20 protein-coding genes and 1 pseudogene are annotated in these 25,219 nt (G+C 59.3%); 5 read left to right on the top strand and 16 right to left on the bottom strand.

The window, feature by feature from the left end:
* The first annotated feature begins 97 nt into the window (after positions 1–97).
* Complete coding sequence (locus QA643_RS10960) at positions 98–1,057, top strand: PEP-CTERM sorting domain-containing protein (protein ID WP_283033179.1); 960 nt, start codon at positions 98–100, stop codon at positions 1,055–1,057.
* Between the two features lie 207 nt (positions 1,058–1,264).
* Here the strand turns inward: QA643_RS10960 and QA643_RS10965 are convergent, their stop codons facing one another.
* The 5 genes from QA643_RS10965 to QA643_RS10985 all read right to left on the bottom strand — a co-directional run bounded on the left by QA643_RS10965 (position 1,265) and on the right by QA643_RS10985 (position 8,226).
* A complete protein-coding gene (locus QA643_RS10965; protein WP_283033180.1) occupies positions 1,265–3,820 on the bottom strand; it encodes a bacteriophage N4 adsorption protein A in 2,556 nt (851 codons plus the stop codon).
* Between the two features lie 248 nt (positions 3,821–4,068).
* Positions 4,069–5,127, bottom strand: coding sequence for a twin-arginine translocation pathway signal (locus QA643_RS10970; protein ID WP_283033181.1), 1,059 nt, complete (start codon positions 5,125–5,127; stop codon positions 4,069–4,071).
* Positions 5,052–6,110: a hypothetical protein gene (locus tag QA643_RS10975; RefSeq protein ID WP_283033182.1), complete on the bottom strand. Its 1,059-nt coding sequence runs from the start codon at positions 6,108–6,110 to the stop codon at positions 5,052–5,054. Before QA643_RS10975 ends, QA643_RS10970 begins: the two co-directional genes overlap by 76 nt.
* A gap of 14 nt (positions 6,111–6,124) precedes the next feature.
* Positions 6,125–7,510 (bottom strand): MBOAT family O-acyltransferase, encoded by a 1,386-nt coding sequence (locus QA643_RS10980; protein ID WP_283033183.1) that lies wholly within the window; start codon positions 7,508–7,510, stop codon positions 6,125–6,127.
* An 11-nt stretch (positions 7,511–7,521) separates the two neighbouring features.
* Positions 7,522–8,226 (bottom strand): alginate O-acetyltransferase AlgF, encoded by a 705-nt coding sequence (locus QA643_RS10985; protein WP_283033184.1) that lies wholly within the window; start codon positions 8,224–8,226, stop codon positions 7,522–7,524.
* Between the two features lie 777 nt (positions 8,227–9,003).
* Here QA643_RS10985 and QA643_RS10990 point away from each other — a divergent pair.
* The 3 genes from QA643_RS10990 to QA643_RS11000 all read left to right on the top strand — a co-directional run bounded on the left by QA643_RS10990 (position 9,004) and on the right by QA643_RS11000 (position 11,346).
* Positions 9,004–9,279 (top strand): hypothetical protein, encoded by a 276-nt coding sequence (locus tag QA643_RS10990; protein ID WP_283033185.1) that lies wholly within the window; start codon positions 9,004–9,006, stop codon positions 9,277–9,279.
* A 372-nt stretch (positions 9,280–9,651) separates the two neighbouring features.
* Positions 9,652–10,035, top strand: coding sequence for a hypothetical protein (locus QA643_RS10995; protein WP_283033186.1), 384 nt, complete (start codon positions 9,652–9,654; stop codon positions 10,033–10,035).
* A gap of 162 nt (positions 10,036–10,197) precedes the next feature.
* Entirely contained in the window at positions 10,198–11,346 is a 1,149-nt protein-coding gene (locus QA643_RS11000) for an epoxide hydrolase family protein (protein WP_283033187.1), read from the top strand.
* A gap of 254 nt (positions 11,347–11,600) precedes the next feature.
* On the opposite strand, the gene QA643_RS11005 is transcribed toward QA643_RS11000, so the two are convergent.
* From QA643_RS11005 to QA643_RS11055, 11 genes and pseudogenes are all read right to left on the bottom strand, one after another.
* Positions 11,601–11,792: a helix-turn-helix transcriptional regulator gene (locus QA643_RS11005; RefSeq protein WP_349253284.1), complete on the bottom strand. Its 192-nt coding sequence runs from the start codon at positions 11,790–11,792 to the stop codon at positions 11,601–11,603.
* Positions 11,793–12,206: 414 nt separating this feature from the next.
* Positions 12,207–13,841 carry an IS66 family transposase gene (locus QA643_RS11010; RefSeq protein WP_283033189.1) on the bottom strand — a complete coding sequence of 545 codons (1,635 nt, stop codon included), beginning with the start codon at positions 13,839–13,841 and terminating at the stop codon, positions 12,207–12,209.
* A gap of 69 nt (positions 13,842–13,910) precedes the next feature.
* Positions 13,911–14,258: an IS66 family insertion sequence element accessory protein TnpB gene (gene tnpB / locus QA643_RS11015; protein WP_283033190.1), complete on the bottom strand. Its 348-nt coding sequence runs from the start codon at positions 14,256–14,258 to the stop codon at positions 13,911–13,913.
* On the bottom strand, positions 14,255–14,650 hold the full coding sequence (locus QA643_RS11020; RefSeq protein ID WP_283033191.1) for a transposase: 396 nt from the start codon (positions 14,648–14,650) through the stop codon (positions 14,255–14,257). The genes tnpB (QA643_RS11015) and QA643_RS11020 overlap by 4 nt, the downstream gene beginning before the upstream one ends.
* A gap of 36 nt (positions 14,651–14,686) precedes the next feature.
* Entirely contained in the window at positions 14,687–14,926 is a 240-nt protein-coding gene (locus QA643_RS11025) for a hypothetical protein (protein WP_283028218.1), read from the bottom strand.
* On the bottom strand, positions 14,923–16,569 hold the full coding sequence (locus QA643_RS11030) for an IS66 family transposase (RefSeq protein ID WP_283028219.1): 1,647 nt from the start codon (positions 16,567–16,569) through the stop codon (positions 14,923–14,925). Before QA643_RS11030 ends, QA643_RS11025 begins: the two co-directional genes overlap by 4 nt.
* Positions 16,570–16,639: 70 nt before the next feature.
* Positions 16,640–16,987, bottom strand: coding sequence for an IS66 family insertion sequence element accessory protein TnpB (gene tnpB / locus QA643_RS11035; RefSeq protein WP_349253214.1), 348 nt, complete (start codon positions 16,985–16,987; stop codon positions 16,640–16,642).
* A 236-nt stretch (positions 16,988–17,223) separates the two neighbouring features.
* Positions 17,224–17,379 (bottom strand): annotated as a pseudogene (locus tag QA643_RS11040) (transposase); the annotation flags it as partial.
* A 231-nt stretch (positions 17,380–17,610) separates the two neighbouring features.
* Positions 17,611–18,225, bottom strand: a complete 615-nt coding sequence (locus QA643_RS11045) for a hypothetical protein (protein WP_283033192.1) — start codon at positions 18,223–18,225, stop codon at positions 17,611–17,613.
* Positions 18,226–18,296: 71 nt separating this feature from the next.
* On the bottom strand, positions 18,297–19,388 hold the full coding sequence (locus QA643_RS11050) for a radical SAM protein (protein ID WP_283033193.1): 1,092 nt from the start codon (positions 19,386–19,388) through the stop codon (positions 18,297–18,299).
* A gap of 874 nt (positions 19,389–20,262) precedes the next feature.
* Entirely contained in the window at positions 20,263–20,976 is a 714-nt protein-coding gene (locus tag QA643_RS11055; protein WP_283033194.1) for a sugar transferase, read from the bottom strand.
* A gap of 856 nt (positions 20,977–21,832) precedes the next feature.
* On the opposite strand from QA643_RS11055, the gene QA643_RS11060 reads away from it, so the two are divergent.
* Complete coding sequence (locus tag QA643_RS11060; protein ID WP_283033195.1) at positions 21,833–25,189, top strand: G8 domain-containing protein; 3,357 nt, start codon at positions 21,833–21,835, stop codon at positions 25,187–25,189.
* Positions 25,190–25,219 lie beyond the last annotated feature (30 nt).

Consider the following 25,219-nt stretch of genomic DNA (forward strand, 5'->3'; position numbering starts at 1 on the left):
CAGATGTTCCTTGCACTGGCCGCGGCTCGTGGTAATAACTTGGTAACAATAAGTCGGCGTCGCTCGATTTAATTGTTCGTCTCTTTGAGGATTTAATATGTCGCTGCGGTCTCGTTTGCTCATTGCCCTCTCAACCACCGTGTTGGGTTCCACGGTCGCATCGGCAGGATTGGTCACCGTCACCAGCTACGAAATGAACAACGGCAACGGCGCCTCGCAATATACGACGCCGACCGGCGGTCAGAACTATTTCGACTTCACCTACACCAAGACAGGTGAGGGGTCGCCGACGGCCAACGCCGGCAAGAACGGATCGCAAAGCTCCATCCCCTATAACGGCGTGAACGACGCGCCGCTTTCCGGCGGCACTGGCAAGCTCACCGACGGGGTCAAGGCTAGCGACAATTTCTCGCTGGTCAGCGGCACCGACGGCACCATCTCCAACGGTTGGACCGTGGCGGGCTCACCCTACTATGGCGGGCTCAACGGAGGTCCAAGCCAGTATGTGGGCTGGAAGTATCAGGACCCGACGATTCTGTTCAATCTGACCGGCGGCCAGGCGGTGACGTCGATTTCGATTTACGCCGCGGCAAACAAGTCGGGCGGTCTGGTGGGAGCGCCGGCGAATATTGCGCTTTCGCTCAACGGAACTTTGCTGGATCCCTCGCTCTACACCCTGAGTTCAGTTGCCTATAAGCCCGGCAGCAACCCCTACGCGGGAAGCACCGATCTGATCACGCTGACGCTGAAGAATCCCGTGCCGTCCGCCTTCTCTTTCGGTTTGCAGTTTTTCCGCGGGCCGCTGCTGCAAGACGGTTATGACTACTGGAATCAGTACTACGACCCCGTCACCAAGACATTCAATGACCCGCTCAGCGGATTTGATACCAGCGCCTATTATCCGAACCTGGAGCCCTGGATCATGCTCAGCGAGGTCGAGTTCAATGCCGCCGTCCCCGAGCCGTCGACCTGGGTGATGATGATTGCCGGTTTCGCCGGTCTGGGATTCATGGCCTATCGCCGCAAGGCCAGGCAGCCGGCGCTGGCGACCGCGTGAGGCGCTCAAGATCAAATGCAATAACTGCGCAGCCGCCTCCGGGCGGCTTTGCTTTGTCAGTGTGAGATGGCAGTCGGAACTCGCGTGACGGACGGCGATGTCTTGCCCGGGGCGCGCGGGAGCAAGGGCCAGCGAGGTGGAGCCCGTTCTACTTTGCATGGGGTTGTTTTGCGATTTTTGCTTCGCACCAGCCACTAAGTCGGTCCGTCAATAATTGATCGACGTCTGCGCGAAGATGCCTTCGGCCCGCTTGTCGCCGGCGATGCGGAAGCGATATTGCAGCGTCAGCTCCCAATAGGACGGCGGCGCGAGATATTTGGTGTCGCCGAACCAGTAGCGCAGCGAACCGCCGGCGCCCACCGAATAAGCTTCATGATTGGCGAAAGAGTCGTCGTAGCTCGCGGCCAGCACGGCGTGCGGGAAGAACACCAGATTGCGGCTGATCGGATCGAGGCGGAAACTGTGCCCAAAGCGTCCTTCGGCGATGCCGACGAGCTGGCGCTTCTCGAGGAACTTGTCGACTTCGGCATAGACGTACCAAGTTGGCCAGTGGGTATCGATCGCCCGCAGATCGGTGCCGACTGTGTACGAATAGGCCGCGCGTAGCAGCGTATCGTTCCGCGCTGCGTCGCCGAGCGCGATCAGCTTGTCCACTTCGAGTACGAGGTTGTGGTCCGAGAATGGCTTCCAGCGCGCGCCGACCATGCCTTGCGTGGTGCGCAAGCCGGTGGGGCCCCCGGCCTGGTCGTACAGCGTTTCGAACAGCCGGACGAACACGTCGAACAGCGCGCCGTTGCGGTTGCCGAACTCCGGCGGCCGGTAATAGAGCTCGGTCCCGAGCTGCGAGGTGTAGGTGCTGGCCGGATTGTTCACTGTCAGGAACGGGTTCGGCGCTGACCCGACCTTGCCGTAGGTGACCGACGTGTTGATGCCCCACACGCGCGAGAGGTCGGAGATCGTGCGACGGGTTTCGAACAATTTCTGATCGTCGATATTGATACGGCCGTCGGCCTTGGCGTCGACGCCTTCCATGAGGTAGGCGATCGCCTTCGGATTCTGGAACTGACGCATCGCGGTATAACCGGCGTCGATGGTGGCCCGCGGCGGAAGCTGGCCGCGATCATGCGCCCGGTCGAAGCGGTGCAGCGCGACCGCGTCGTTGCCGACGGCGACCGCGAGATAGGCCAGATCGGCATCCCGCATCGTGCTGAGGCGGCCGCGCGCGATCGCAGAATCGAAGATCGCGCGTGCCTCTTGCTTGCGCTTCAATTCCAGTAGCGTGTTGATCTGGGCCCGCAAGGCAACGTCGCGCTGCGCAGCCGTCGCGCCGAGGCGCTCGGCGGTGCGGAATTCGGCGATCGATTCTTCCTTGCGCTCGAGCGCCTGCAGGGCGTAGGCGCGGCGGATCGCCGTGTCGTAGCTCACCGGCATCCGCTGCAGCGCGCGGAGCGCGCGCGCCGGGTCCTTGGCGGCAAGCGCGGCGTCCGCCAGCGACAGCCGCACGTTCCGCGTCTGATCCGGCGGCAGTCCGCGCTGAAGTGCGGTCTCCCAGTCAGCCATCGCGCCGCGCGGGTTGTGTTGCAGATTACGGGCATAACCGCGCTGGGCGTAGATTTCGGCGGTGCCTTGGCCGAGGGCGATGGCCTTGCTGGCGGCCACTTCCGCTTCGGCCGGCCGGCCCGCGGCGATCATCAGATTGACCAGCAGCAGGCGGTTGGCGATCGTATCCGGGCTGGCCTCGATGGCCTTCCTGGCCTCCTCTATGGCCAGCGAGTAATTCTTGGACCGGCTGGCCTGATAGGCCTTGCCGGCGGCTTCGAAACTCTCCGCAGCCTTATCGACGGGAGGGATCGGGGTGGCGATGCTCTGGACCAGCGGCGCCTCCAGGCTGCACACCGAGCCATAGGGCGTATCGCGACAGGTCTGCACTGGCATCGGCATCAGCTTGCCGTCGCCCTTCAGCGTCGCCTTTTTCTCGGCCACGGCGTCGGCATCACCCAGCCGCGTTACGACCGCCGGATCCGTCCTCGGATATTCCGCCAGCAGGTTGCGGGCGGCGGCATAGTCGCCGGAGGCCAACGCCGCGTCGGCTGCGATCAGGCGAATATTCTTCTTTTCGATGTCGGTCAGGTTGGGGGTGGCGAGGGCGGCATTGAAATCGCTGACCGCTTGCGCCCGGTTCCCCAGCTTTTGATGGAGATAGCCGCGCCAGACCAACGGCACGTAATTGCCGGGATCGAGCTGGATCGCACCGGTCGCGGTCGCGACCGCGTCGTTGAAGCTATTGTCCGCGATCTGAGCGCTCAGCAGCAGCAGGCGGTAGGACATCGAGTCAGGTGCATATTCCACGGCGCTGCGGGCCGCCCGGATCGCCGCCTTGGGATCACCCCGTTCAAGCGCCTTGTAGCCTTCACCGGCGGGCTGCTGGGCGAGGCGCTGCCGAATATTGGCCTGCCGGCCTTCGAGTTCCTGGTTGCCCGCAAAGGCCGCCGATGCGGTTTTGGTGGCCTGCTCGGCCTGGGTGAGATCGCCCGCGGCAACGAGCGAGTCGATCAGCAGCAGATGCAGGCGGAGGAGGTCGGGACGCAGGGCCACGGCCTCTGCGGCGCGTGCGGCGGACGCCTTGTAGTCGCCCTGGCTGAACGCCTTGTAGGCGCTTTCAGTAGCCGTATAGGCCTCGCCCTCCAGCGGGGGACCGCTATCGGCGACCTGGGCGCGGGCGACCGGACACGGCACGGCGGCGAGCAACAGTGCTGCTAACACCGCCCGACAAACCGTCTGGCCGAGGTATTTCCCGCCCCAATTGCCCATACAACCAGCGCTACGCCAATCCCCTTAAATTTTACCGCCGAACTTTAACCGAGGCAGTGATTCAGCGGAACCGGGATTTGGCCTTTTGGTGGCGCGCCAGCCGTTGATGTCATTCATTTTTCTAACTTTTTTCGAGGCTGTGATGTTTTTGCTGCGAACGTTTGAGCAAAACATGGCGCTGCATTCGTTAACCGCATTTTCTAATTGCGCAGGGCGTCCTGCACGCGCGCGCTCCAATCGGCCGGGCTGATGATGCTTTGCGACGCCCATTCCCCCATCGCGTCGGGACCGTTTTGAAGCTGGGCCTCGTTGAATTGCCAGACCAGGAATTGAGGAGGACTGCTCTTGAAGTCGGTTGATTTGAGGTACTGAAGTAAGGAAGCCCAGGGCCCGACGTCGCCGGGGTTCCATTTGAGGGTGACCGGCCGTTCAATCCTGTTCGACAGCCGCTGCGAGAACCCGAAATAGGGCTGCACAAAACTATTCCCCACCACAGCCACCGGCGCCGGGTCACCGTCCAGCAGCCCCCCGTCAGCCTTGCCAGATTCAGCCTTGGGAGCCTGGCGGATGACGTAGGCCTCCGGACCGATCGCGCGTTTGCGTTCGGGCGAAAGGAAATTCGCGGCGAGGTCGCCAAGATGGCGATCGTTGATCCATTCACCGAGTTTCATGCCCGTTCCGGCTTTGCCGGGCAGTGGGCCTGTCGAAAGCATCAGCGCGGCGACCTGGTCGGCGCTCGCCTCCGCGGCAAATGTGGTCCAGTGAAAATCGGCGCGGTAGAACACCTCCTGCTTGCTCGCGATCACCGTCTTGAACGCATCCCTGACATCAACCGCGGTGACGCCGCCAGTGCGGAGTTCTGTCAACAGTGCGTCGTAGCGCTTGCGGATCTCGTCCGACATCGCAGCGCCATCGGGCAGCAGGGGCTCGTAGTACCGCGGCTTCAGCGGAACGATCAGCACGATCAGCTTGATGTTCTTTTTTGCGAACATCCGGCTGGCGCCGGCAATCAGGGCGATCGAGGATTTTTCTGCGGCAGGCTTCGGGGCGGTCAGGCTTTCCCAGCCGGCAAACAGCCAGTTCTGCTTGCCCTCGAGCACGGCGTCACGCGCGTGGGAGGGAGTTGTCATCGCGAATAAAACGGCCGTTGCCGCGATCAGGTTTGCAAGGGGGCGACGCACGTTCAATGACCTTCGGTTTGCCGGAGCCACTGCCGCTCGGCATCGCTCAGCGGCGCCACAAGGGATCGCATCGGCCACTCCCATATCACAACCTTCGCGCCCGCCAACATCTCGGGCTTCTGCTGCAGCATTTTGAGCAGCGCGCCGGCAAAGCCGCCGCCGGCTTCGCTGACCTGCGCGACCTCCCTGAGGAGCGATACCTGCAGGTACTCGATAAAGCCGGAGTTCAGCGAGAACGAGGAGCCCGCGAGCAGGATCGACGGTGCCGCTGCGTCATCCAGCAGCCCACCGGAGCGCTGGATGTTGGCGCGTGCCTCCTCGACATATTCGGCTGCCGGCGCCAGCCACTTCGGCGCATCCAGTAATCCTGCCAGGCGCGCAAGGTCGCCGGGACGCTCGTGCCGGGCGCCACGCGTCAGGCTGACGCGTTCAGTTCCAGCTCCCAGCGCGCTGTTGACGAGTTTTGCGGTTGCTTCGGCCGCGAGCTGTGCACCCGTCGTGTCCCAATGCGTGTCGGTTCGCCAATAGCCGGGCCGCGGCCACTGATCACGCAAATTGACCCGATGAAGTTTTGTCGTTCCCGCGGCGCGCGCCCAGGCATCGGCTCGAACGCGAGATGCGTCGGCGGCGACGCCGCACAGCTTGTCCTCGACCTGCTCGGCCTTGTCGGGCACGGGGACGACTATCAGCAGAATATTCCGATCGGCGAACGCCTGTACCAAATGAGGTAGCATGCGAAGGCGCGCGGCCATATGTTCGGCATCGCGACGGTCGACACGCAACTCCTCGGTGGAGTAGAGCCAGTCGTTGCAGCCCGCCCACACCTGTGGTCCGGCGTCACGCAATCCCTTGTAGAGCAGCCCTGCCGACAAACCATTGAGATCGGCACTTCGCGGAATCGCATCGAACACCGCGCGATCGACTCTGCCCGAGAGGTTTCCGGACAGATAGTCCTTCAGCGGCGCCGCCTTGAGGATATCGAAAAGGGAATCGCCGCTGCGGACCAGGACCGACACGAAGCCGGAGAAGATGATCGCCAGAACAGCCAGAATTTTTATCATGCCGGCGCTCATGCTCAGAACTGGAAATAGAGAAACGGGATGACGGTTCGGCTCTGCATCACCCAGAGTGACCACAGCCACAATAGTGCAGCGAGCATAAACGGCGGCCGCGTGACGAACGAGATCAGCGACGGCGACGATTTGGCAAGCGCCGGCAAGTACACCAGCCCAATGCCGATCAGGAGCGTCACCACTTCGATCGGCCGCAGTGCGGCGGTGAAGCCGTTCGACATCGCAAGACCGTGCTGTCCCGCAAGCCCGCTGAACATGGTAGCGGCCGTCGGCCAGTCTTGCGCACGGAAAAGCATCCAGCCGATCATGACGAAAACGAGCGTGATGACATGGCCGACGAGCGCTGGCATATCCGGGAATCGCAGGGCATTCCAGGCGCGGCCGATGACGAGGCCAAGGCCGTGCCAGATGCCCCAGATCATGAAGGTCCAGCTCGCGCCGTGCCACAGCCCACCCAGTGCCATCGTCACCATCAGGTTGACATAGGAGCGAAACCGACCGGCACGGTTTCCGCCGAGCGGGATGTAGAGGTAGTCGCGCAACCAGCTCGACAGGCTGATGTGCCAGCGCCGCCAGAAGTCGGCGAGCGACGTGCTCAGATAGGGATTGTCGAAATTCTCGGGAAACTTCAGCCCGATCATCAGCCCGAGGCCGATCGCCATGCTGCTATAGCCGGCGAAGTCGAAATACAGATGCAGCGTATAGGCCGCCACCGTGACGATGGTGTCGCACATCGACGGCGCCGGCAGTGCGTAGCCGGCATCGACGAGCGGCGCCAGCGTGTCGCCGATCAGGACCTTCTGCGCAAAGCCCAGCATGAACCGCCGCAGGCCTTCGGCAAACTCATTCGAATCGAAGACACGCGACTTCAGCCGCTCGGCAACCGACTGATAGCGGACGACTGGGCCTGCCACGAGATGACCAAACATCGCCTGGTAGGTGGAATAGTTGATGAGGCTCGGCTCGGCCGGCACGGTCTTTCTGAAGACATCGACCGAATAGGAGATGGCGCCGAACACGAAGAACGACAATCCAATCGGCAGCGGAATCGCCGACCAGTCCTTGATCGGCGCGCCAAGGCTGGCGAGGCTATCGACGATCAGGTTGACGTATTTGAAATAGACCAGACTGACGAGCGGCGGCACGATCCCGGCGAGCAGGGCCCAGCGTCGCTCCGGCCCCGAAGCTCTCGCGATCCACAGGCCGGTCAACCACGACCAACAGGCGATCGCGACCAGTAGCGGCAGGAAATCGAAGCGCCACCAGCCGTAGAAAACCAGGCTGAAGAACAGGATGGTCGAATTTCGGAGGAAGGCGGGCACGCCCGCATAGGCGATCAGGAACAGCGGCAGGAAGACGAAGACGAAGGCGTCGCTGACGAAAACCATGCAGCGATCGCCTACCGCTCTTGATACGGTTCGGTTTCGTCAAATTGGCCTGATAGCGAACTCGTGCGGCCGGCCCGGGTGAGAAACAGGCTGTAGTGATCGCCGGAACGGAGCGGAGGCAGCTTCAGGGATGCCTGGCTGCCGCCACAGGCGGCCTCGAGCCGGGCTTCCACCGGATTGATGGCGCGCGATTTGACACCGGCGAAACCGACCGCATCGAAGACGGTGGGACCTTCGGCAATCCGCAGCGTTGCTTCGCAACCAGGCACGAGATTGAAGAAACGGAGCTGCGCTTTCAGGTCGCTGGCGTTGGCACCCTGGCCCTCGTCGATGGTGGTGCTGCTCCACTTCGCGCCGTCGCGTGCAACCACGAGGGTGTAGAACCGGTCAGGTGCGAACGTGATGTTGTCGCCGATGGAGGCGCCGTCGATCGAGAGCTTGACCGACGCGTCAGCGCGCACGACGCGATATTGGCTGGCGACCTGGTTGTCCGGCACAGGAAGATCGCGGCCGCTGATGTGCACCCTGGCGTCGGCCTTGCCGATGGATGCGATGCGAACGAACACCGATCCCGGCGGCGGCCGCGTGGCGTAGAGCTTGCCGATCTCCTGCGCAGGCACCGGACCGACGGCAATCCACCAGACCACCGCAGCCAGCAGCCACGGCCGGCTGAGATAGGATAGGAACGCGCGAAACGGTCTGGACCGGGAGGGCAATTTCAAATGCTCCGAAATGAGGGCTTCCGCCTGCGTCCGCGGTACGCTGGATTTATCGGAAACGTTGCACCTTTAATGCGCTGTCATACCAAACCGGCCGGGATTCGGAAATTTGCCGGAGCCACGAACCCCCGCAGATAGTAAACGGTCTATCGCCGGGAGCTGCCCCGTTAGGGTTAAATGCGCTGAGCCATTGCAGGAGCCGTGCGGAACCTGGATTTGTTGGGCGGAGCTGCGCACGGGCGGGTTCCTGACTTGACGGCTTTTACCGTGCACCATGACTTATTGCAGTCCAAATGGATTAATCGACATGGGTGTTGAACCGAACGTCGCCCTTCTGGATGTCCAAACATTCAAGCTGGTTTGCGAACAATGCGGCAGCCTTACCGTTGCGCTGCCGGTCGAGGCCCGGCCCGATCCGTGCTCCATCCTGAAATGCGGGCGGTGCGGGTCTCCCAGAGGAACGCTTCAGTCGCTGCGCGACACCTCGATTCAAGCGGGCAGCCGGCACCCGGTATAGCCGCGCTGTGTCCCGACAACCCCGGGGAAATGCAGTCAGCAGGCCCTAGCCAGCATTTGGCCAACCGGGTAGGCTTCGGCCGAAGCGTTCGGTCGGACTGTTTTCTGGAAACCCGGCCGCATTTTCCCAATTGTTTGCAAGGGGGCGTGAGACCAGACTCAGCCGCAACCGGATAGGCGGGGCGATCGCTGGCTGTTGCCCCTGTGAGCTTTGGCTTTCGAGACTGCTATTTATTTTCGCGAGGGAGAGAAAGAGACATGCGAACGATCTGTGCGTCCGTGCTGGCGGCCGGCCTTCTGATTGCGACCCACGCCGAGGCGGCGCCGCTCCTGAGCCACATGCAGCCCGCGCCGGATTCGCTGATCACGGCCGCGAAGGTCATCTGCGACGAGGCGGGCGTCTGCTATCGGCCGAACAAGCGGCGGCCGGTCGCCCGCTGGGTCTATGGCGACAAGAATTTCTACGGGCCGTATGCCGGGCCGGGCTACTACGGCAATCCGCGGTATCGCTATAATTGGTGGCCCTGGTACTGAGCTGATCGGCCTGAGATCGCTGCAGGGGCCGCTAGCCTGACGAAAGCCAATGCAGGAATGTGGCGCAGCCGCAGATCAGTTGCGATGCGAGCAGGAAAACGGCCCAGGAAACGAACAGGATTCGAATGACCATCCGCGCGCTCTCGACCCGGCTGCTGATCGCTGATTGGCCGGGCTAACGCGCCAAATTCGAAATTGTTCATCATTGGCAAAATGGGGCACCGATGCGCGACGGATTCTCCGCAACCGCATTGATATGGAACCCAAGTCGGATTTGTTTTCGACCTATAATCCGTATCAAATCGCTGGTATAAAGCCGCACAACGCAGCAAGGTTTGCTGGCTTACGGTCACTGTTTTCAAGATAATCACCTTGTCCAATATCATGGCGATTAAAATCAATGATGCAGCCGCGCGGTCAGAGCCGCGCGACAATTGCGATTCGACCGGCGGACCTGAAGTATCGCGCCACGATGACGCCGATGGCATCGACTGGTCAAAGGCGGCGCCAAGCTGGGTTTCAATGTTTACCGGGCTTGTTTTGCCGCTGCTCGGTTTCCTGCTGCTGGTTGGCTCCTTCGACGTTGGCTTGAGCTGGTTGTTTGAAAGATGGGCCAATCCTTCGGGCATGTCGCAGTTGTTGCGGTCTTCCATCATGTTGCCGCCGGCGCTGATTCTGGCTTTCGGCTGCTGCAAGCTCTTCCTGCATTTGAAAGATGCAAAGAACGCGAAGGCTGGGGCTGATAGACGCCCATGATCTGAACGGATCACGCGGCTGCGGCATTCCTGACGGATTCGAATCCGTGTATTCACGTCCATAGCCTGCCTTGATATCCGCGCGGTGTGCGGCGATGATTTGCGCCTGCAAAGCCCTTTCCCCGCACTTCGGCCGGGCTTTGAGGAGGGGGCTTCATGAGCCATGGAGATCAAACCCTATCGCATTTCGATCGGCGACGACGTGCTCGGCGATCTCAAATCGCGGCTGCGCAACACCCGCTGGCCGGAAGCTGAACTCGTCGACGACTGGAGCCAGGGCGCACCGCTGCGATGGGTCAGGGACGTCTGCCGCTACTGGGCTGAAGAATATGATTGGCGCCAGCGCGAAGCGCTGCTTAATCGCTTTGCGCAGTACACCACCGAGATCGACGGCCTCGACATTCATTTCCTTCACGTGCGCTCGCCGCATCCGGATGCAATGCCGCTGATCATCACCCACGGCTGGCCGGGCTCGATCGTCGAATTTCACAAGGTGATCGAACCTCTCACCGATCCGGCCGCGCGCGGCGGCAACGCCGCCGACACGTTTCATGTCGTCTGCCCATCGCTGCCGGGCTTTGGGTTTTCCGCCAAGCCGAAGACAACAGGATGGGGCGTCGATCGCATCGCCTCGAGCTGGGCGATACTGATGGATCGCCTTGGCTACAAGCGCTATGGCGCGCAAGGCGGCGATTGGGGATCGGCGATCACCACTGCCATCGGAGCACAGGATACCGCGCATTGCGCCGGCATTCACACCACGCTGGCGATGTCGGTGCGGCCCAACGTCGAGGGTCAGCCGACGGCGGAAGAGGCGCGGGCGCTGAACGGCATCAAGTATTACGCCGACTGGGACTCCGGCTATTCCAAGCAGCAATCGACGCGGCCGCAGACGCTTGGATACGCTCTAACGGACTCGCCGAGCGGGCAGGCCGCGTGGATCCTGGAAAAATTCTGGGCCTGGACCGATTGCGAGGGACATCCCGAGAACATCCTCGGCCGCGACGAACTGCTCGACAACGTCATGCTCTATTGGGTGACGGCGACGGCCGCTTCATCGGCGCGTTTGTACTGGGAAAGCTTTGGGCCGAAGCGCCGTACTGCGCACAAGGTGATGGTGCCGACCGGCGTCGCCGTCTTTCCCAAGGAGATCGTCACGCCGGTGCGAAAGTGGATGGAAGCGAACTACACGAACATCCAGCGCTGGAGCGAAATGCCCAAGGGCGGCCACTTCGCAGCGTTCGAGCAGCCGGAGCTGTTCGTGAAGGAGGTTAGGGAATTCTTCAGATCATTGCGCAAACCGCCGATCTAGTGATCGCTTTGGAACTGGTAAATTCATGCCAGAGGGTGGAGATCGAATTGCGGAGGTCGATTTGGGTAACAGGGACCACTCATTGTCATAATGCCGTTTGCGTTCCCCGAACCGCGTATAATCTCTGTCCCGGAGCGGTTCTCGGGCAATCTGGCCCGTCCTGATAACCACTCCGTCGAAGTTTATGCCAAGGGAAGCATTCGAACCGAAGGCACGCAGCGATCACACAGCTGCGGAGATAGATAGCAAATAGGCTAGGAGTCTAGCAGATCTGGCTTTAGCAATTTCCAAGCTTCTATCTTCAGTGCCTTTGCGATTTTTTCGATGTTGTCTATCGAGACATTTCGTTCGCATCGCTCGACAGAGCTGACGTAAGTTCGATTCATCCCAGATCCGTGTGAAAGTGCCTCTTGGCTAACGCCCTGGGCCGCCCGCAACATCCGCATGTTGCGGGCCAAAATCTCTCTTGCCGAGCGTCTATGGGATCGCCTGTCCACGACGCATTTACAACAGATTGACGACTTTGAGGCGACCTGATATAGGATACAAAATGAACACTATAAGATACATTCCTAATTCAGACGTCGCGACGACATCGGGCGGTTTTGGGGCATGAGTACGGATTGCAGGGTGCGAGGCCGAAGGCGGGGAGATGTTGAATTGCTGGTGCTGGGGCGGCAGCTGAATGCGGCCGTTCGGGAGCTCATGGAGCTAGAGACAGATCCTTCGCAAACTGTTGAGCGTATCGAGGCTCATCTGGCGAAGATGGAACCGATAGAGAGCTCGATTCTGGCGATCCCGGCGCAGGGGATGACAGGTCTTGAGGTGAAGGCGCGCGTTGCCGCTCAGGATCTATCCAATTATTGGGAAGTCCAAATTGATTGCCTCGATTTCGAAGCCCGAATCATTCGTCTCCTGATTGATGCGATCTTTGATGCAGCGGGAGTTTCGCATCCTCTCGCATCTAATTTCGATGCAGATCGTTTACGCCCGTCGAGTACTAAATAGGAGCCCGAGTACCCCAAAAGAACGGCCGCCCGGTCGCCGCCGCGGTCGGAGTCACAGAACAACCACGACTTCCGCCCCAGGGCAATGCCGCGCAGGGCTCGTTCGGCGGCGTTGTTCGACAGGCAGATGCGGCCGTCCTCGAGGAAGCGGGTGAACGCGCTCCAGCGCTTGAGCATGTAGTCCATCGCCTTGGCGACATCGTTGCGCCGCGAGAGCTTGGCGCGTTGCTCACGCATCCAAACTTCCAAATCGGCGACCAACGGCGCACTGAGCTCCTGGCGGACGGCCCGGCGCCGTTCGGGCGTCTCGCCGGTGATGCCTCGCTCGATCTCGAACAAGACGTCGATCCGGCGGACTGCTTCCAGCGCCAAAGGCGAGATCACCGCTGGCTTTTTACCCTGTACCTTGCGGCGCGCATTCTCCGCCAGATCAGCCATCACGAAGAACGGCCGTCGGGCATGGACCCAGCACGCGGCTTCCAGGATCGGACCTGCGTTGCGGCCCGGGTCGTAAAGCCTCCCATAGCCGCCATAGGCATCGGCCTGGAAGATGCCGCTGTAGCCGGCCAGATGGGCCTGGGGATGCTTGCCAGCGCGATCGCGCGAGTAATAAAACACTGCCCCCGGCGGGGCCTGACCGCCGAACGGCTTGTCGTCGCGCACATAGACCCAGATTCGGCCAGTGTCGGTCTTGCCCTTGGCCAGGACCGGCACCGTAGTGTCATCGCCGTGCAGTCGCTCGGCGCACAGCACATGGGCCTCGAGGCGACGCAACAAGGGCATCAATGCGACCGTACAGCCGCCGACCTGGTCGGCGAGTGTCGACAGGCTGATTGGCACGCCTTCCTTGGCATAGCGTTCGGCCTGCCGGTTCAGCGGCTGGTGCTGGCCGAACTTCTCGAACAGTACCATCGCCAAAAAGCTGGGACCGGCCCAACCGCGGGCGATGACGTGGAATGGCGCCGGGGCCTGGCTGATCTTCTCGCAGTCACGGCAGCTGAACTTCTCCCGGACGTGCTGGATCACCTTCCAGGATTTCGGGATGGCCTCCAGCGTCTCGGTGATGTCCTCCCCAAGCTTGGACAGCCGCGCTCCGCCGCAACAGGCGCACGCCACAGGTCCTGGCACGACCACCCGCTCGCGGGGTAGATGCTCCGGGAACGGCTGGCGTGACGGCCGCTTGCGGGTGAACGACGCCACCTTCGTGGTTTTGGCCGCCGCCATTTCGGCTGCGAGCTCGTCCTCAGTCGCCGAACTCTCCAGCTCCTCCAGCGTCAGTTCGAGCTGATCCAATAGCCGCGCGGTGCGTTCCGAACGCGGGCCATAGCGGTCGCGGTTGAGTTTCTCGATCTGCAGCTTCAAATGGGCAATCAACGCTTGGTCATCGGATTGCCGGGCGCGGGCGGCCGCAGCCTCCGCGCGCGCAACGATCAATGCCGCTTTCAGCGTTTCGATGTCGTCTGGCAGCGATTCAAAGCCGTCAACCATGACCTGATGGAATCACAAAAGGCGCGATTTGAGGCGTCTTTTCTTTCGCACCTCAGAGCTTTTTTGAACCTAGCCTGCGCTCTGTGGCCGCCACGTGTGCTGCGGGTTGCGCCAATCGATCGCCTCTCGGAGATAACTCATCTGCGCAGCGCTCAACGCCACCACACCGCCCACCGTCACCGGCCAGACAAAACGGCCACGGTCCAACCGCTTGGCGTAAAGCGACAATCCAATTCCGTCGTGCCACAACGCCTTGATCAGCGAACCGCCGCGTCCGCGGAACACGAAGACATCTCCGGCAAACGCGTCCCGATCTAGGTTTTCCTGCACCAATAACGATAGACCCTGCATGCCCTTGCGCATGTCGGTGTGGCCGGTTGCTATCCATATTCGCGAGGTGGAGGATATCGCGATCATCGACGCTCCAGGACCTGCAGCACCCGCGCCAACGCGGCGGCATCGACGCCGGCATCGACAATCACCCGGCGATCCCTGCCAATGACGATCACCATCTGCCCCTTCGTCGGTGCGGCAGCAACAGCCGGCTCGGCCTCAGCGGCAAGGACGACCCGCGCAAAGCCGGACTTCTCGCTCTGAGAGCCAATCGGTTTGGGACCGAACGACCGTCGCCAGGTCATCAGCAACGAACGTGATATGCCATAGCGTCTCGCCGTCGAGGATATCGCGCGTAGCGCCTCAAAGCTCTCCGTCACGATCCGCAGCTTCTCGTCATTCGACCAGCGCCGCCGGCGCCCAGTCTCTACTACCTCAAGCCGTTCAAGCTGAGTACTGCGCTTATGGCTGTCCATAAGGGCTGTTGTATCCATTCGGCGTAGGCCGCAGGGTTAGCGCCTGAGCAATCCAGGGTTCTCTTTGTAGAACCTAATCAGCTCGATGAGGTTTTCGATTCCGAAGTCGGTGAACGCCTGGACGCCGTCTTCTCCGACGCCATAGACCCAGATGACGCCGTCCTCGATTTCCATTTCGTTGGCGATGTCCCACAGCCAATCTTCATCTTCGCCGAGGTCCTTGGCGACCTTGGTAATAGTGGTGACGTGATGGACCTTGTTGACGTGGGTGGTCATGCCGCTCGAGCGGAGAGCGTTGATGCCGGCGTCCAATTCCAGGGCAGAAGTTCGTCCAGCCGATGAGCCGGATGGGCGGCGATGCGGGCGAGGATATCGGTGAGCCAGGCTTGCGGGTCGATGCCGTTCATTTTTGCCGTGATGATGAGGCTGTACATAGCTGCCGCGCGCCGCCCTCCGCGATCAGATCCGCAGAACAGCCAGGACTTCCGTCCAAGAGCGATGCCTCGCAAGCCTCGTTCGGCGGCATTGTTGGAGAGACACACGCGTCCGTCTTCGAGGAACAGCGTAAAGCTCGCCCAACGCTTCAGGATGTAGTTGAACGCCTTGGCCAGGTCGTGACCGCGGGACAGTTTGGCGAGCTGCTCGCGCATGTAGACCTGAAGGTCCTCGACCAGAGGCCGGCTCAGCGTCTGTCGCACCTGAAGTCGCCCTTCGGGGCTCCTGCCATTGATGGAGCGTTCGATCTCGAACAGCGCATCGATCCGCCGCACGACCTCGATCGCGATCGGAGAGAGCGGGATTTCCTTCTTTCCGGCACCCTTGCGCCGCGCATTCTCTTCGATGTCGGCCATGGCAAAGAACGGGCGCCTTCCATGTGACCAGCAGGCAGCCTCCCGGATCGGTCCGGGCTCGCGCCCGGCCAGATAGAGCTGGTTGTACCCGTCATAGGCGTCGGCCTGCAGGATGCCGGCATACCGGGCCAGATGCTGCTGGGGATGTTCGCCCTTGCGGTCGCGTGAGTAGTAGAACATCGCTGCTGGCGGACCCGCGCCCCCAAACGGCCGGTCGTCCCGAACGTAGATCCAGCACCGTCCCGTATCGGTCTTGCCCTTGGCCAGCACCGGCACCGTCGTATCGTCGGCATGAAGCCGCTCGGCTGCCATGACATGGGCTTCTACCAGGCGCAGCAGGGGATCCAGCGACGCACAGACCGACCCCACGGCATCGGCCATGGTCGACAGCGCGATCGGCACCCCTTCCAGGGCATAGCGCTCGGCCTGGCGGTTCAAGGGCTGATGCTGGCCGAACTTCTCGAACATGATCATGGCCAGGAGGCTCGGGCCGGCCCATCCCCGGGCGATGGCATGGAATGGCGCCGGCGGCTGGCTGATCTTCTCGCAATCGCGGCAGGAGAACTTCTCCCGGACCGTCTCGATCACCTTCCACTGGCGCGGCACTACTTCCAGCGTGCGCGTCACGTCCTCGCCGAGCTTGCGAAGGCGATTGCTGCCGCAGCATTCACAAGCCGTAGGTCCTTCGATCACCACCCGCTCCCTGGGAAGGTGCTCAGGGAAGGTCTGGCGCTCAGCGCGCTTGCGCGTAAATCCGCGCACCGTCGTCTTCGCCACGGCTCGTTCCGCCGCAAGCTCGTCCTCGGTGGCGTCGGCTTCCAGCTCTTCGAACGTCAGTGCCAACTGCTCGATCAGCCGCGCCGAACGTTCCGACCGCTGCCCATAGATCTGATGCTTCAGCTTGGCAATCTGCAACTGCTGCTGGGCGATCAGCGCTTCGTCTTCCGACGCCTTCGCGCGAGCGACCGCGAGCTCGGCGGCGATCTCCAAACCCTTCGCGCGCTCGACCGCCAGCGCCTCCTTCAGGGCGGCAACGTCATCCGGAACAGTGTCGCGGTCGGCATCCATGCGACGCAGTGAATCACAGATTGGACGCGATGGGACTCCCCAAAATGGCAGCAACCGCAGATTTCTTCGCTCAGCCCGCGCTTTGCGGCCGCCAGCTTAGTTGCGGATTCCGCCAGTCGATGCCCTCGAGCATATAGGCCATCTGCGCCGCTGAGATCGATACCGCGCCGGCCGACGCCGAGGGCCAGATGAACTTCCCACGGTCGAGGCGCTTGGCGTAGAGCGACATGCCCAGCCCATCGTGCCAAAGAATCTTGACGAGGTCACCGCGGCGGCCCCGGAAGATGTAGAGATCGCCGGCATGGGGATCGCGCTTCAAGCTCTCCTGAACTGTAAGAGCCAGGCTTTGCATGCCACGACGCATGTCGGTGTGGCCAGTGGCGATCCAAACCCTGACGCCGCTCGGAATCGGGATCATCGTCGCCGCAGCAGCTCAAGAATTCGCTGCAGCGCCTCAACGTCCACGTCACGGTCAACGCGAACGCGGCAGCCTCCGCCAAGCTCGATCTCGATGATTCCAGCCCTTGCACGTTGCGCAGGCGGTGAAGCCACTGGTTGTGGCGCGTCGCTCGAAGTCGGAGCCGCCATCGGTGTGATTTCGACCGGAACGAGAGCTGGCACAGAATCTCCGCCCAGTCGACCCTGGCGCGCCTGTCGACGCCAAGTGAACAGCAGGCTGTGAGCCACCCCATGCCGGCGCGCGACGCCGCAGACCGTCTCGCCAGCCTGCAAGGTCTCTTCGACAAGGCGAACCTTCTCGTCGTAACTCCATCGCCGCCGACGCTCGGCGCCCAACACATTGACCTGCATTCGCCACGTGACCTTAAAGCTAGACTTAAGGTCAAATCCTCGGGCCGCCAATCAAACTACACAAGGCGGCCGCCGCCGGAGGGATACGGGCTGTTACGCACCAATTGGACTAATCCAACAAGGCGACCTTCACCGGAGGGAGACGGCTAATCCAGCACAGCAACGGATGTATGACGATAAACGGCGCAGTTGGCGCGAATAAAGGGCAGCAGATGCTCAACTGTCGAGCATTCAGAGGGAAGGTTGCCTGGCTCGAAAAGTCGGCCGATCATAAACGATCTGCGACTTAGGAAATCCAAAGAGGCGTTCTGTAATAAGCCTAGATGATGGAAAAAGACGCTTCAGCTGATCGCCTGAAATTGGTCTTGTTGAAGCCATCTGCTCCGCGAGAAATCTATGCTCCGTGTGGTGCCACTTTCGAATCACTTTTCTTCGGAACTGCGTTGGAGTGAACCACCAAAAGGGAATGTCGCAATGCGCCTCGATGGGGAAGAGCGGAGACGGCGTTTGAATCCAGAAGCTTTCGCTAACGGATTGTACAAAATTCGCAAATGCCTGCTGCTTGCGAAGTGATCCGACATGCTCAATGACGCTATTGCTGAAGACAATTTCGTATTTTTCCCTTAGTCCTGGGCTTTTACAAACGTCCGCCTCTATAAGGCGATAAGGGGCGAGTTCAGTTCGACTGAAGTTCTCAAATGAGCCCGGCAGATTGATGAGTGTAACCCGGAACGAGTCACTATAGTTCTGCCAAAAGCCAGGAACACCATTGAGCGATGGTAATCCTCCCACATCCAAGATGGTGGCTCCTGCTGCCGGTCTCATAAGCTGGAGGAAGGTAGCCATGCGATTCTCTCGAAACGACGGCATCAACCTCCATTTCAATGAATGGTAAAAATCGATTTTGAGCCTAGGTCTCAAGCCTTCACGCCGAGCAAGAGCATCGCTCTCCGAAAATCATCGAAAATAGTACGGTGCGTCGTACAAGTACGATTTGGTGCTCTGACTTCCAGAACGCACCCTAGCGATTTCTGTCGCATTTGCTTTGCCGCCTCACTTCGCCATATGGATCTTGCAGATTGTTGTCTGACGTTGCCTATTGGAGGAGAGCAGCCGCAGGTCCTAACGTCTCCCCGAGGATTGATTAGAAAATTGCGAAGGGGATCGCGGCAGTTAATTTTGCTTGAAAGGTCGCGCGAAAAAAAAGCGACCATGCCCCGCAAACCGTCTTCCCCGGTCTCGATCGGTGCTCCCCTAGCTTTGAGAACTATCAATTCTTCCACTTGATCTCGCAACAGTAGGAGATCTGTCGGCTCGACTATTGAAAGACATTCGACGTCTTCCTTACGCCACAAGCCATTTACGGCATTGAAGTCAATCGATGTTGCTCCAACAGCTTCCGCCCATCGCACGATCGGAACTAGACTGCCAGCGTTTAGCTTGTGCACTGTTACTTTCAGTCGCACAGGGAAATTTTGTCCGGATCGATTGCGTTCGGAGATTAGAGCACTTGCGCCTCGTGAGATGCGCGACAGTGAACCAGGAACCCCCCGCGCGTCGTCGTGTATATCATTCGAGGCGCTATCTATGGAGATGTCGATCTTCAAAGGTCGCGCGGCAACGAGTTGTTGAACGAATTTGGTTCTTGTAAGTGTCGAACCGTTTGTAGTGGTGACCCAGTCGATTCCTTGCGAGCAGCAAAATTCAACGATGTCGAGGAAGTGCGGATAGATCGTAGGCTCTCCACCTGTAAAGTCGATCAAAAGAGGGCTGCAGAATTCTTTTAAGCTGAGAAGCGCCTCTTTCCAATCAGCTACCGAAATCTCGTCGGTGTAATGTTCCTGCCGCCAATGAGAGCAGTACTTGCATTTATAGTTACATTTTTCCGTGAGGACGCACTGGACGAAGGCTGGGGTCGTGAAATCCAACCCGCTGAGCCGAAAAAGACGCTCGTGAAAGCTTCTCCCTAAGCGTGCGTAGCCTTGGCGCATTAATGCCGAGAAAAGCATTTTGGGTTTCCTACATCGTCCTCAAACTTGAATTGTCGGCTGCATAGCCCAATTTACTTTTGCATCAGCGGTCGCCAGATCGATTAGATTAAAATCTCTGGAGAAGCGTCTGAACTTCCTCCAACAAGACTGAATTCCCACGTACGACTTGAATCGCCGGTAAGGCGAAAGGTTAGGTACTAAAGGCTGCTCTGAATCGAAATCTCTCGGATGGAAATATGTCATTACATACTCCGACCGGCTGGCGATGTGCCGAATAGTCGAATACGGCAGCAATCGAAAATATCCTCCTCCTGAGAAATTGAGATCCATACCGAGCAATCGGCCTGGTACGATCGGGAATTGCTTTATGAAAACGTTCCCGCAAAGCTCGATCTTAGCGGGCCCATTTGCTGGGAATCCGCGAAAGCCACCATGGGAGTGCCGCGATACGAAAATGGAAGAGTCTAACTCGATGCCGTTTTCTGCCAGTATCGACCATGCCCATCCTGTTTGTCTTGATATCGAAAAGCCTGGAGATCTATACGCGCGTATTCTAGTGCCAGTGACGTCTTCAAGAGCTCGTATAGAATTACGCAGGTCCTCTTGAAATTGTCTCGGTGTTAATCGGTGCACTAGTTTGTGAACGTCCGAATGAGATCCAATTTCGTGTCCAGCGCTATGGATAGCCCGAATGACTGCTGGATGGGTCCGCGCAACCCAACCTAAACAAAAGAAAGTTGCCCTTATGTTTTCCTCGGCAAGGCATTCCAAGATCTTATCTGTATTGCGAGCGATACGAGATTCGTAGCTGCGCCAACGATGATGATCTTCGGTTTCTTCGTGATCCAGTAGATGAAACCAATCTTCAATATCAAAGGTTAGTATCAGCATCCTACAAACCTCTGCCTTGCAAAACTCTGTAGAAGCACGCCAGTATCAGCTGGAGGTCATAATACACGATCTTAAGTGAGGAGCTCCTGTTTAGGATGTCTAGATAGTCGTACTCTCCTTCCTGTTTTCCGTATCGAGCTGTTCCTTTTAGCGATTGAGAGGGGCCAAATAATCCGGCCCTAAGAAGTTTGCGATGAATATTTCCTTGGGCAACATCTCGGTTGTAATGATGTACAGCTAAAGGCCGCGGTCCAACCAGGCTCATATCACCCACGAGCACGTTCAAAAGCTGAGGTAATTCGTCCAGATAATATTTTTTGAGAATCCGGCCGAGATGAGTGTGGCAATTCGAATCCCACTCTGCCGAATAGGCGTGCCAATCTCCTCTGCTTGCGGACGCCGGGTCGATGTGGGCGCTTCTGACAACACGAAACTTGTACTTCCAAAAGATGCGGCCCCTGCTAACAGCCTTATAGCGGATCAGTAGTGCACCTCGTTCATCCGATCGGAGAGCTGAAATGGTGAGGTGTGCTATAACTATTGCCGCTATAAGAGGTGTTGCGAGCAAAAGGGCGATGATAGCTCCTATACGATCGAACACCGCTTTTACAAATGGTTCTATTTGAGGTTGTTGCTGAAAAAGATGAGCATACCTCAGTCGTATGGTGGCTGATGGTGGCTGATGGGGGAACGCCTGTTGGGGCTCCGCTTCCATAAAGGTACTCGCGGGCTACTAAAGTTCAATAAACAACAATCTGAAGTGGCGAATAACTTTGCTAAGTACCTCAATCGAGTCAAGCGTATTTTACGACCTGTCTTAGATCTCCAAGCTTGCGCGAACTAAATGCGGAGCTAGGGACAAGTACCGAGCGTCAGTTATAGTTAAGTTGTTCGGCCATGGGTAACTTGCTCGCATATGCCGCGCTTATTACGTGGCCCTTAATTGCTCTGTTCTTGTACAGGTTTCAATCATTTACTCGGGCAACCATATGGACGGTCCTCGCCGCAGATGGGGTTCAGCTTGCCGGACCAATGGTCTGTCCGATTGTTCATCGCCCTGTGCCGCCTTTATGGTGTTCGGCCGTTCCTATAACCGCGGCAGCGCTCGACGACGATCATGGTCAGAGTGCCATGTCGCTTTTTCGACACTTGGTGTGGCGGCAGTTTTCTGACCTGCACAGGGACCTATGGCCCTATATCAAGCCGACGACGGAGCGGTTGATCCGGAAGGCTATCCACGCCGATACGGAGGCAGCCGAGACCGCAATCGAGCCGGCCAGCCTGCGACGCGCGAGGTTATCGACTTGCACAACTCCTGAGTTCAGCGAATAGCCCCACATCAAACTCAACTTGGCGAACGGTTCCTCTGCACGCTTTCCTACACATAGCGACGAGGCGATCAGCCTGAAGCGCTGCCGCCAGCGGACGTCGACACCCTCAGTCGAAAAGTTGAGGACTAATTTTGCGAAACGGTAGGATCGAACCAGCCGGGGACGAGCTTGGCACGGCCATGCCGTCATTCGGCCCGAATTGGCTGTGCCAAAGTGGCACGACCGAGGCGGAGGGGGCAGATGCACGACATTGTAAGTACGCCTACCGGGCTGCAGCCGGAAGATTTCGTATCGACCGCAGCCTATGTGGCGGCCGTAAAGGCGCTGGGCGATCCGCCGGCCCATGCGGACGATCCTTCGATGGCGAAAGAGCATGCAGCGCTGTTCGCGCTAGTGCCGCGCGCCGAAGCGACGCATGTCGCTGTCAGGAACGGCTCATGGTTCGATCCGACCACCTGGTCCGACGGACGCATTCCTGATGCGGGCGCCAAGGTGCTCATTCCCGAGGCCATCTCCGTAAAATATGACGGCGTCAGCGATGCGTCTCTGTTCACTGTACGCGTTGATGGCAAGTTGCTGTTCGCACCCGATCACGACACCCGCATGGTGGTCGACACGCTTGTCGTGGCCAAGACGGGACTCTTGCAGATCGGCACCGATGATCATCCTATTCAGGATGGCGTGACGGCGAACATCGTGATCGCGGATAACGGCCCGATCGACGTCAATTGGGATCCGATGCTGCTCAGCCGCGGGATTATCTCTCACGGCAGCACCGAGATTCACGGTCAGGAAAAGACGTCATTCCTGAAGCTGGAGATGGATCCTGTTGCGGGGAGCACGCTGCTTCACCTCGATGAGGATGCTGTTCAGAACGGTTGGAAAGTAGGCGATAAGATCGTCGTGACGGGTACTCATATCGGCCCCCAATTGATACCGGGGGCAGGCTGGGTAGATATCGGATCGCAAGACGAGGTCCGAACTATCAAAGCGATCTATGGTTCGACCATCGTTCTGGATCAAGCGCTCGCCTACAATCATGATTCTCCGCGGGCAGACCTCAAAGCTTACGTGGCCGACTACACCCGCAACGTGGTGATCGAAACGCAGCATGCGAGCGATCTCCCCTCATCGCAGCGGGGGCACGTCATGTTCATGCATAGCCCTTCGGTCGATGTGGAGAATGCTGAATTTTATGAGTTGGGCCGCACAGACAAATCCACCCGTGCGGTCGATGCAGCTACAGCAACCGACATTACGAGCGATACCAACGTCAAAGGCCGATACGCGCTCCATTTGCACGAAACTGGTGTCGGTCCTTTAAGCCCGGAGACCATCGTAAAGGGTAATGCGATCTGGGGATCTCCCGGCTGGGGCGTCGTCCAGCATGCATCGAGCGCGGACATCGAAAACAACGCCACGTTTAATACATTCGGCGCCGCTTATGTCGCCGAGACGGGTGATGAGACAGGTCTCTGGCGTAGCAACATTGCGATTCAAGCGCACGGAATCGGCGCGGGATCGTGGGTAGACAAGAACCAATTCGACGTCGCGGCGTTCGATCTCGCGAAGTCAGGAATCGGCTTTTACTTTCAGGGCCGAATGATCGATGTGACCGACAACGTCGCGGCTGGGGTTAACGAGGGCTTTGTGTACATGGTCAGGGGAACCCCGGCCAATATCGACGCTAACAACCTTGATCAACCCGAGATTCTGCACGGTTCGTCGTCGAGCGACGTAGCAGCCGCGCCAATACAAAACTTCACGAACAACGAAGTTCTTGCGGCAGCCTATGGCTTTATGGTCGTGAAGGCCAATCCGGCCCAGGGACACGACGTTCGATCGGTGATCGACGGTTTCAAGGCGTGGGAAACCGACATCGGTATTCACCTTGAGTATACGGCTCACTATACCTTCCTTGATGCGGATTTGGTTGGTCCCGACCTAGGTCGGGTGGCACCCAAGGGCACCAGCGGCATCGAGTTGGGGAACAATACCTTCGATATCGTGATCAACCGGGCCAACATCGCGAATTATCAGGAGGGCATAGTTCTATCAAAAGTAATGACGACCGATTCCATCTCACCGTCAGATCTGAACTATGTGATCATCGACCTGAAGACGCAGGACATCCAGAATAACGCGATCAAGAATTTCGATCCGCTTCTCGACAAGCAGTTGGCTTCGGGGCAACTCGTGTCAGGCCCGGCTGGCCTCGCAATGAGCTGGAGCCAAATTCCAGTCTGGGATTTCACCTGGCCGGGTGGCCGCTCCGTGAAGCTGGTAGGCGTAAAGACTGACAGCATCGGCCAGATCAAATATGCGAATGGTAATGAGACTTTCACGATCGGCCTCGAGGAGATGGCCGGCATCCTTTCGCATCAGGGATATTACACCACGGCAGATGGCCGGAAGATCGTGCTGATCGAGGAGTACTTTTCCGACCGGGCGACCGGTGAGATTTTCAAGACAAGCATCCCGATCCAGATTGCCGAAAACGTCCCGCTCCTGAAGAGCAGATGGTACATGTTGGACCGCGATGCGATTTCGCTGGGCAACATCGATCTCAATGCGCCAGCGCCTCTCGCTTTCGCCGATACGGCGTCAACGAGCGCAGGGATGAGCGTTGTGATCGACGTCCTCCACAACGACGTCGACCTGAAAAATTTGGCCATGAAAATCGATGGCACGACGCAGCCGGTCCACGGCACTGTCACCGCAAACCCTGACGGCACGCTGACCTACAAGCCCGACGGCGACTTCACCGGTGTGGACACCTTCAAATATTGGGTGACGGACAAGAATGGAAAGTTCGACGACGGCTTCGTAAGGGTGACGGTCGGCCCCGGGACCGGTACGGGCGGGTCACATGGCGGCGGCACGCCGGGCCACTCGCACGATCCCGGTGACGTTGGTGCGCATGACGACGATGGTCATGACCCCGATGTGCCACCGGAAGTCCCGGCTCCGCCCACAAGACCACTGCCGGCGCCGGGTCACGCGCACGATCATGACGATCGCGTCAATGACCGTGATCCCGGTCATGCTCATGATACCGGCGTGCCGTCGGTCCCGGAGGTCCCGTCTCCGCCGGCGGTGCCGGTTTTTGACAGGCCGGGAGCCTCTGATTCGCGGCCGTGGCAGCAGATCAATGTCCGGCTCAGTCACGACGAAAAAGATTGGGGCGGCTGCGGTGGGGAAGGTATGCTGAAGGCGGTGGCCGGAAGCTTGGAAGCGTTTGCGGGCGGCCGGTCAGGGTACGATCCCTTGTCCACTCCCTCAGCCGTGTACGGCGACGATTTCGGGGTCGTGAAGAAAGTCGGCGAACATCTTGAACGTGCCGTCGATCAGCCTTCGCCGGATCATGGCGTCATCGCTCCGAACGCACACCTATTTTCGATGGGCAATACGCTTACGTTGCACCTCGAAAGCTCGGCATCTGAAATGGGGCTTCCGGTGTCAGATAGCCTCGACCTAGCTTTTTCCTTCAGGGACTTGGCTACGCCCTATTTGGATGGGAGTCATCAGGCGGGGCCCGAAATGCGGCCTCTCGTCGAGCACTTGGGCGGAGTTGCATCCGGCTTTATTTTTGCGTGATTTGCAGCAGTTGAACATCCTCCGAATGAG

It is taken from the genome of Bradyrhizobium sp. CB3481, from assembly GCF_029714305.1.
GTDB lineage: Bacteria > Pseudomonadota > Alphaproteobacteria > Rhizobiales > Xanthobacteraceae > Bradyrhizobium.

Excerpts from the sequence above, each read along its gene's own strand:
- QA643_RS10960 (WP_283033179.1), top strand. The coding sequence starts at position 98 with ATGTCGCTGCGGTCTCGTTTGCTCATTGCCCTCTCAACCACCGTGTTG.
- QA643_RS10975 (WP_283033182.1), bottom strand. The coding sequence starts at position 6,110 with ATGATAAAAATTCTGGCTGTTCTGGCGATCATCTTCTCCGGCTTCGTG.
- QA643_RS10980 (WP_283033183.1), bottom strand. The coding sequence starts at position 7,510 with ATGGTTTTCGTCAGCGACGCCTTCGTCTTCGTCTTCCTGCCGCTGTTC.
- QA643_RS10990 (WP_283033185.1), top strand. The coding sequence starts at position 9,004 with ATGCGAACGATCTGTGCGTCCGTGCTGGCGGCCGGCCTTCTGATTGCG.
- QA643_RS11000 (WP_283033187.1), top strand. The coding sequence starts at position 10,198 with ATGGAGATCAAACCCTATCGCATTTCGATCGGCGACGACGTGCTCGGC.
- QA643_RS11005 (WP_349253284.1), bottom strand. The coding sequence starts at position 11,792 with ATGCGGATGTTGCGGGCGGCCCAGGGCGTTAGCCAAGAGGCACTTTCA.
- QA643_RS11010 (WP_283033189.1), bottom strand. The coding sequence starts at position 13,841 with ATGGTTGACGGCTTTGAATCGCTGCCAGACGACATCGAAACGCTGAAA.
- tnpB (WP_283033190.1), bottom strand. The coding sequence starts at position 14,258 with ATGATCGCGATATCCTCCACCTCGCGAATATGGATAGCAACCGGCCAC.
- QA643_RS11020 (WP_283033191.1), bottom strand. The coding sequence starts at position 14,650 with ATGGACAGCCATAAGCGCAGTACTCAGCTTGAACGGCTTGAGGTAGTA.
- QA643_RS11025 (WP_283028218.1), bottom strand. The coding sequence starts at position 14,926 with ATGACCACCCACGTCAACAAGGTCCATCACGTCACCACTATTACCAAG.
- QA643_RS11030 (WP_283028219.1), bottom strand. The coding sequence starts at position 16,569 with ATGGATGCCGACCGCGACACTGTTCCGGATGACGTTGCCGCCCTGAAG.
- tnpB (WP_349253214.1), bottom strand. The coding sequence starts at position 16,987 with ATGATCCCGATTCCGAGCGGCGTCAGGGTTTGGATCGCCACTGGCCAC.
- QA643_RS11045 (WP_283033192.1), bottom strand. The coding sequence starts at position 18,225 with ATGGCTACCTTCCTCCAGCTTATGAGACCGGCAGCAGGAGCCACCATC.
- QA643_RS11050 (WP_283033193.1), bottom strand. The coding sequence starts at position 19,388 with ATGCTTTTCTCGGCATTAATGCGCCAAGGCTACGCACGCTTAGGGAGA.
- QA643_RS11055 (WP_283033194.1), bottom strand. The coding sequence starts at position 20,976 with ATGGAAGCGGAGCCCCAACAGGCGTTCCCCCATCAGCCACCATCAGCC.
- QA643_RS11060 (WP_283033195.1), top strand. The coding sequence starts at position 21,833 with ATGCACGACATTGTAAGTACGCCTACCGGGCTGCAGCCGGAAGATTTC.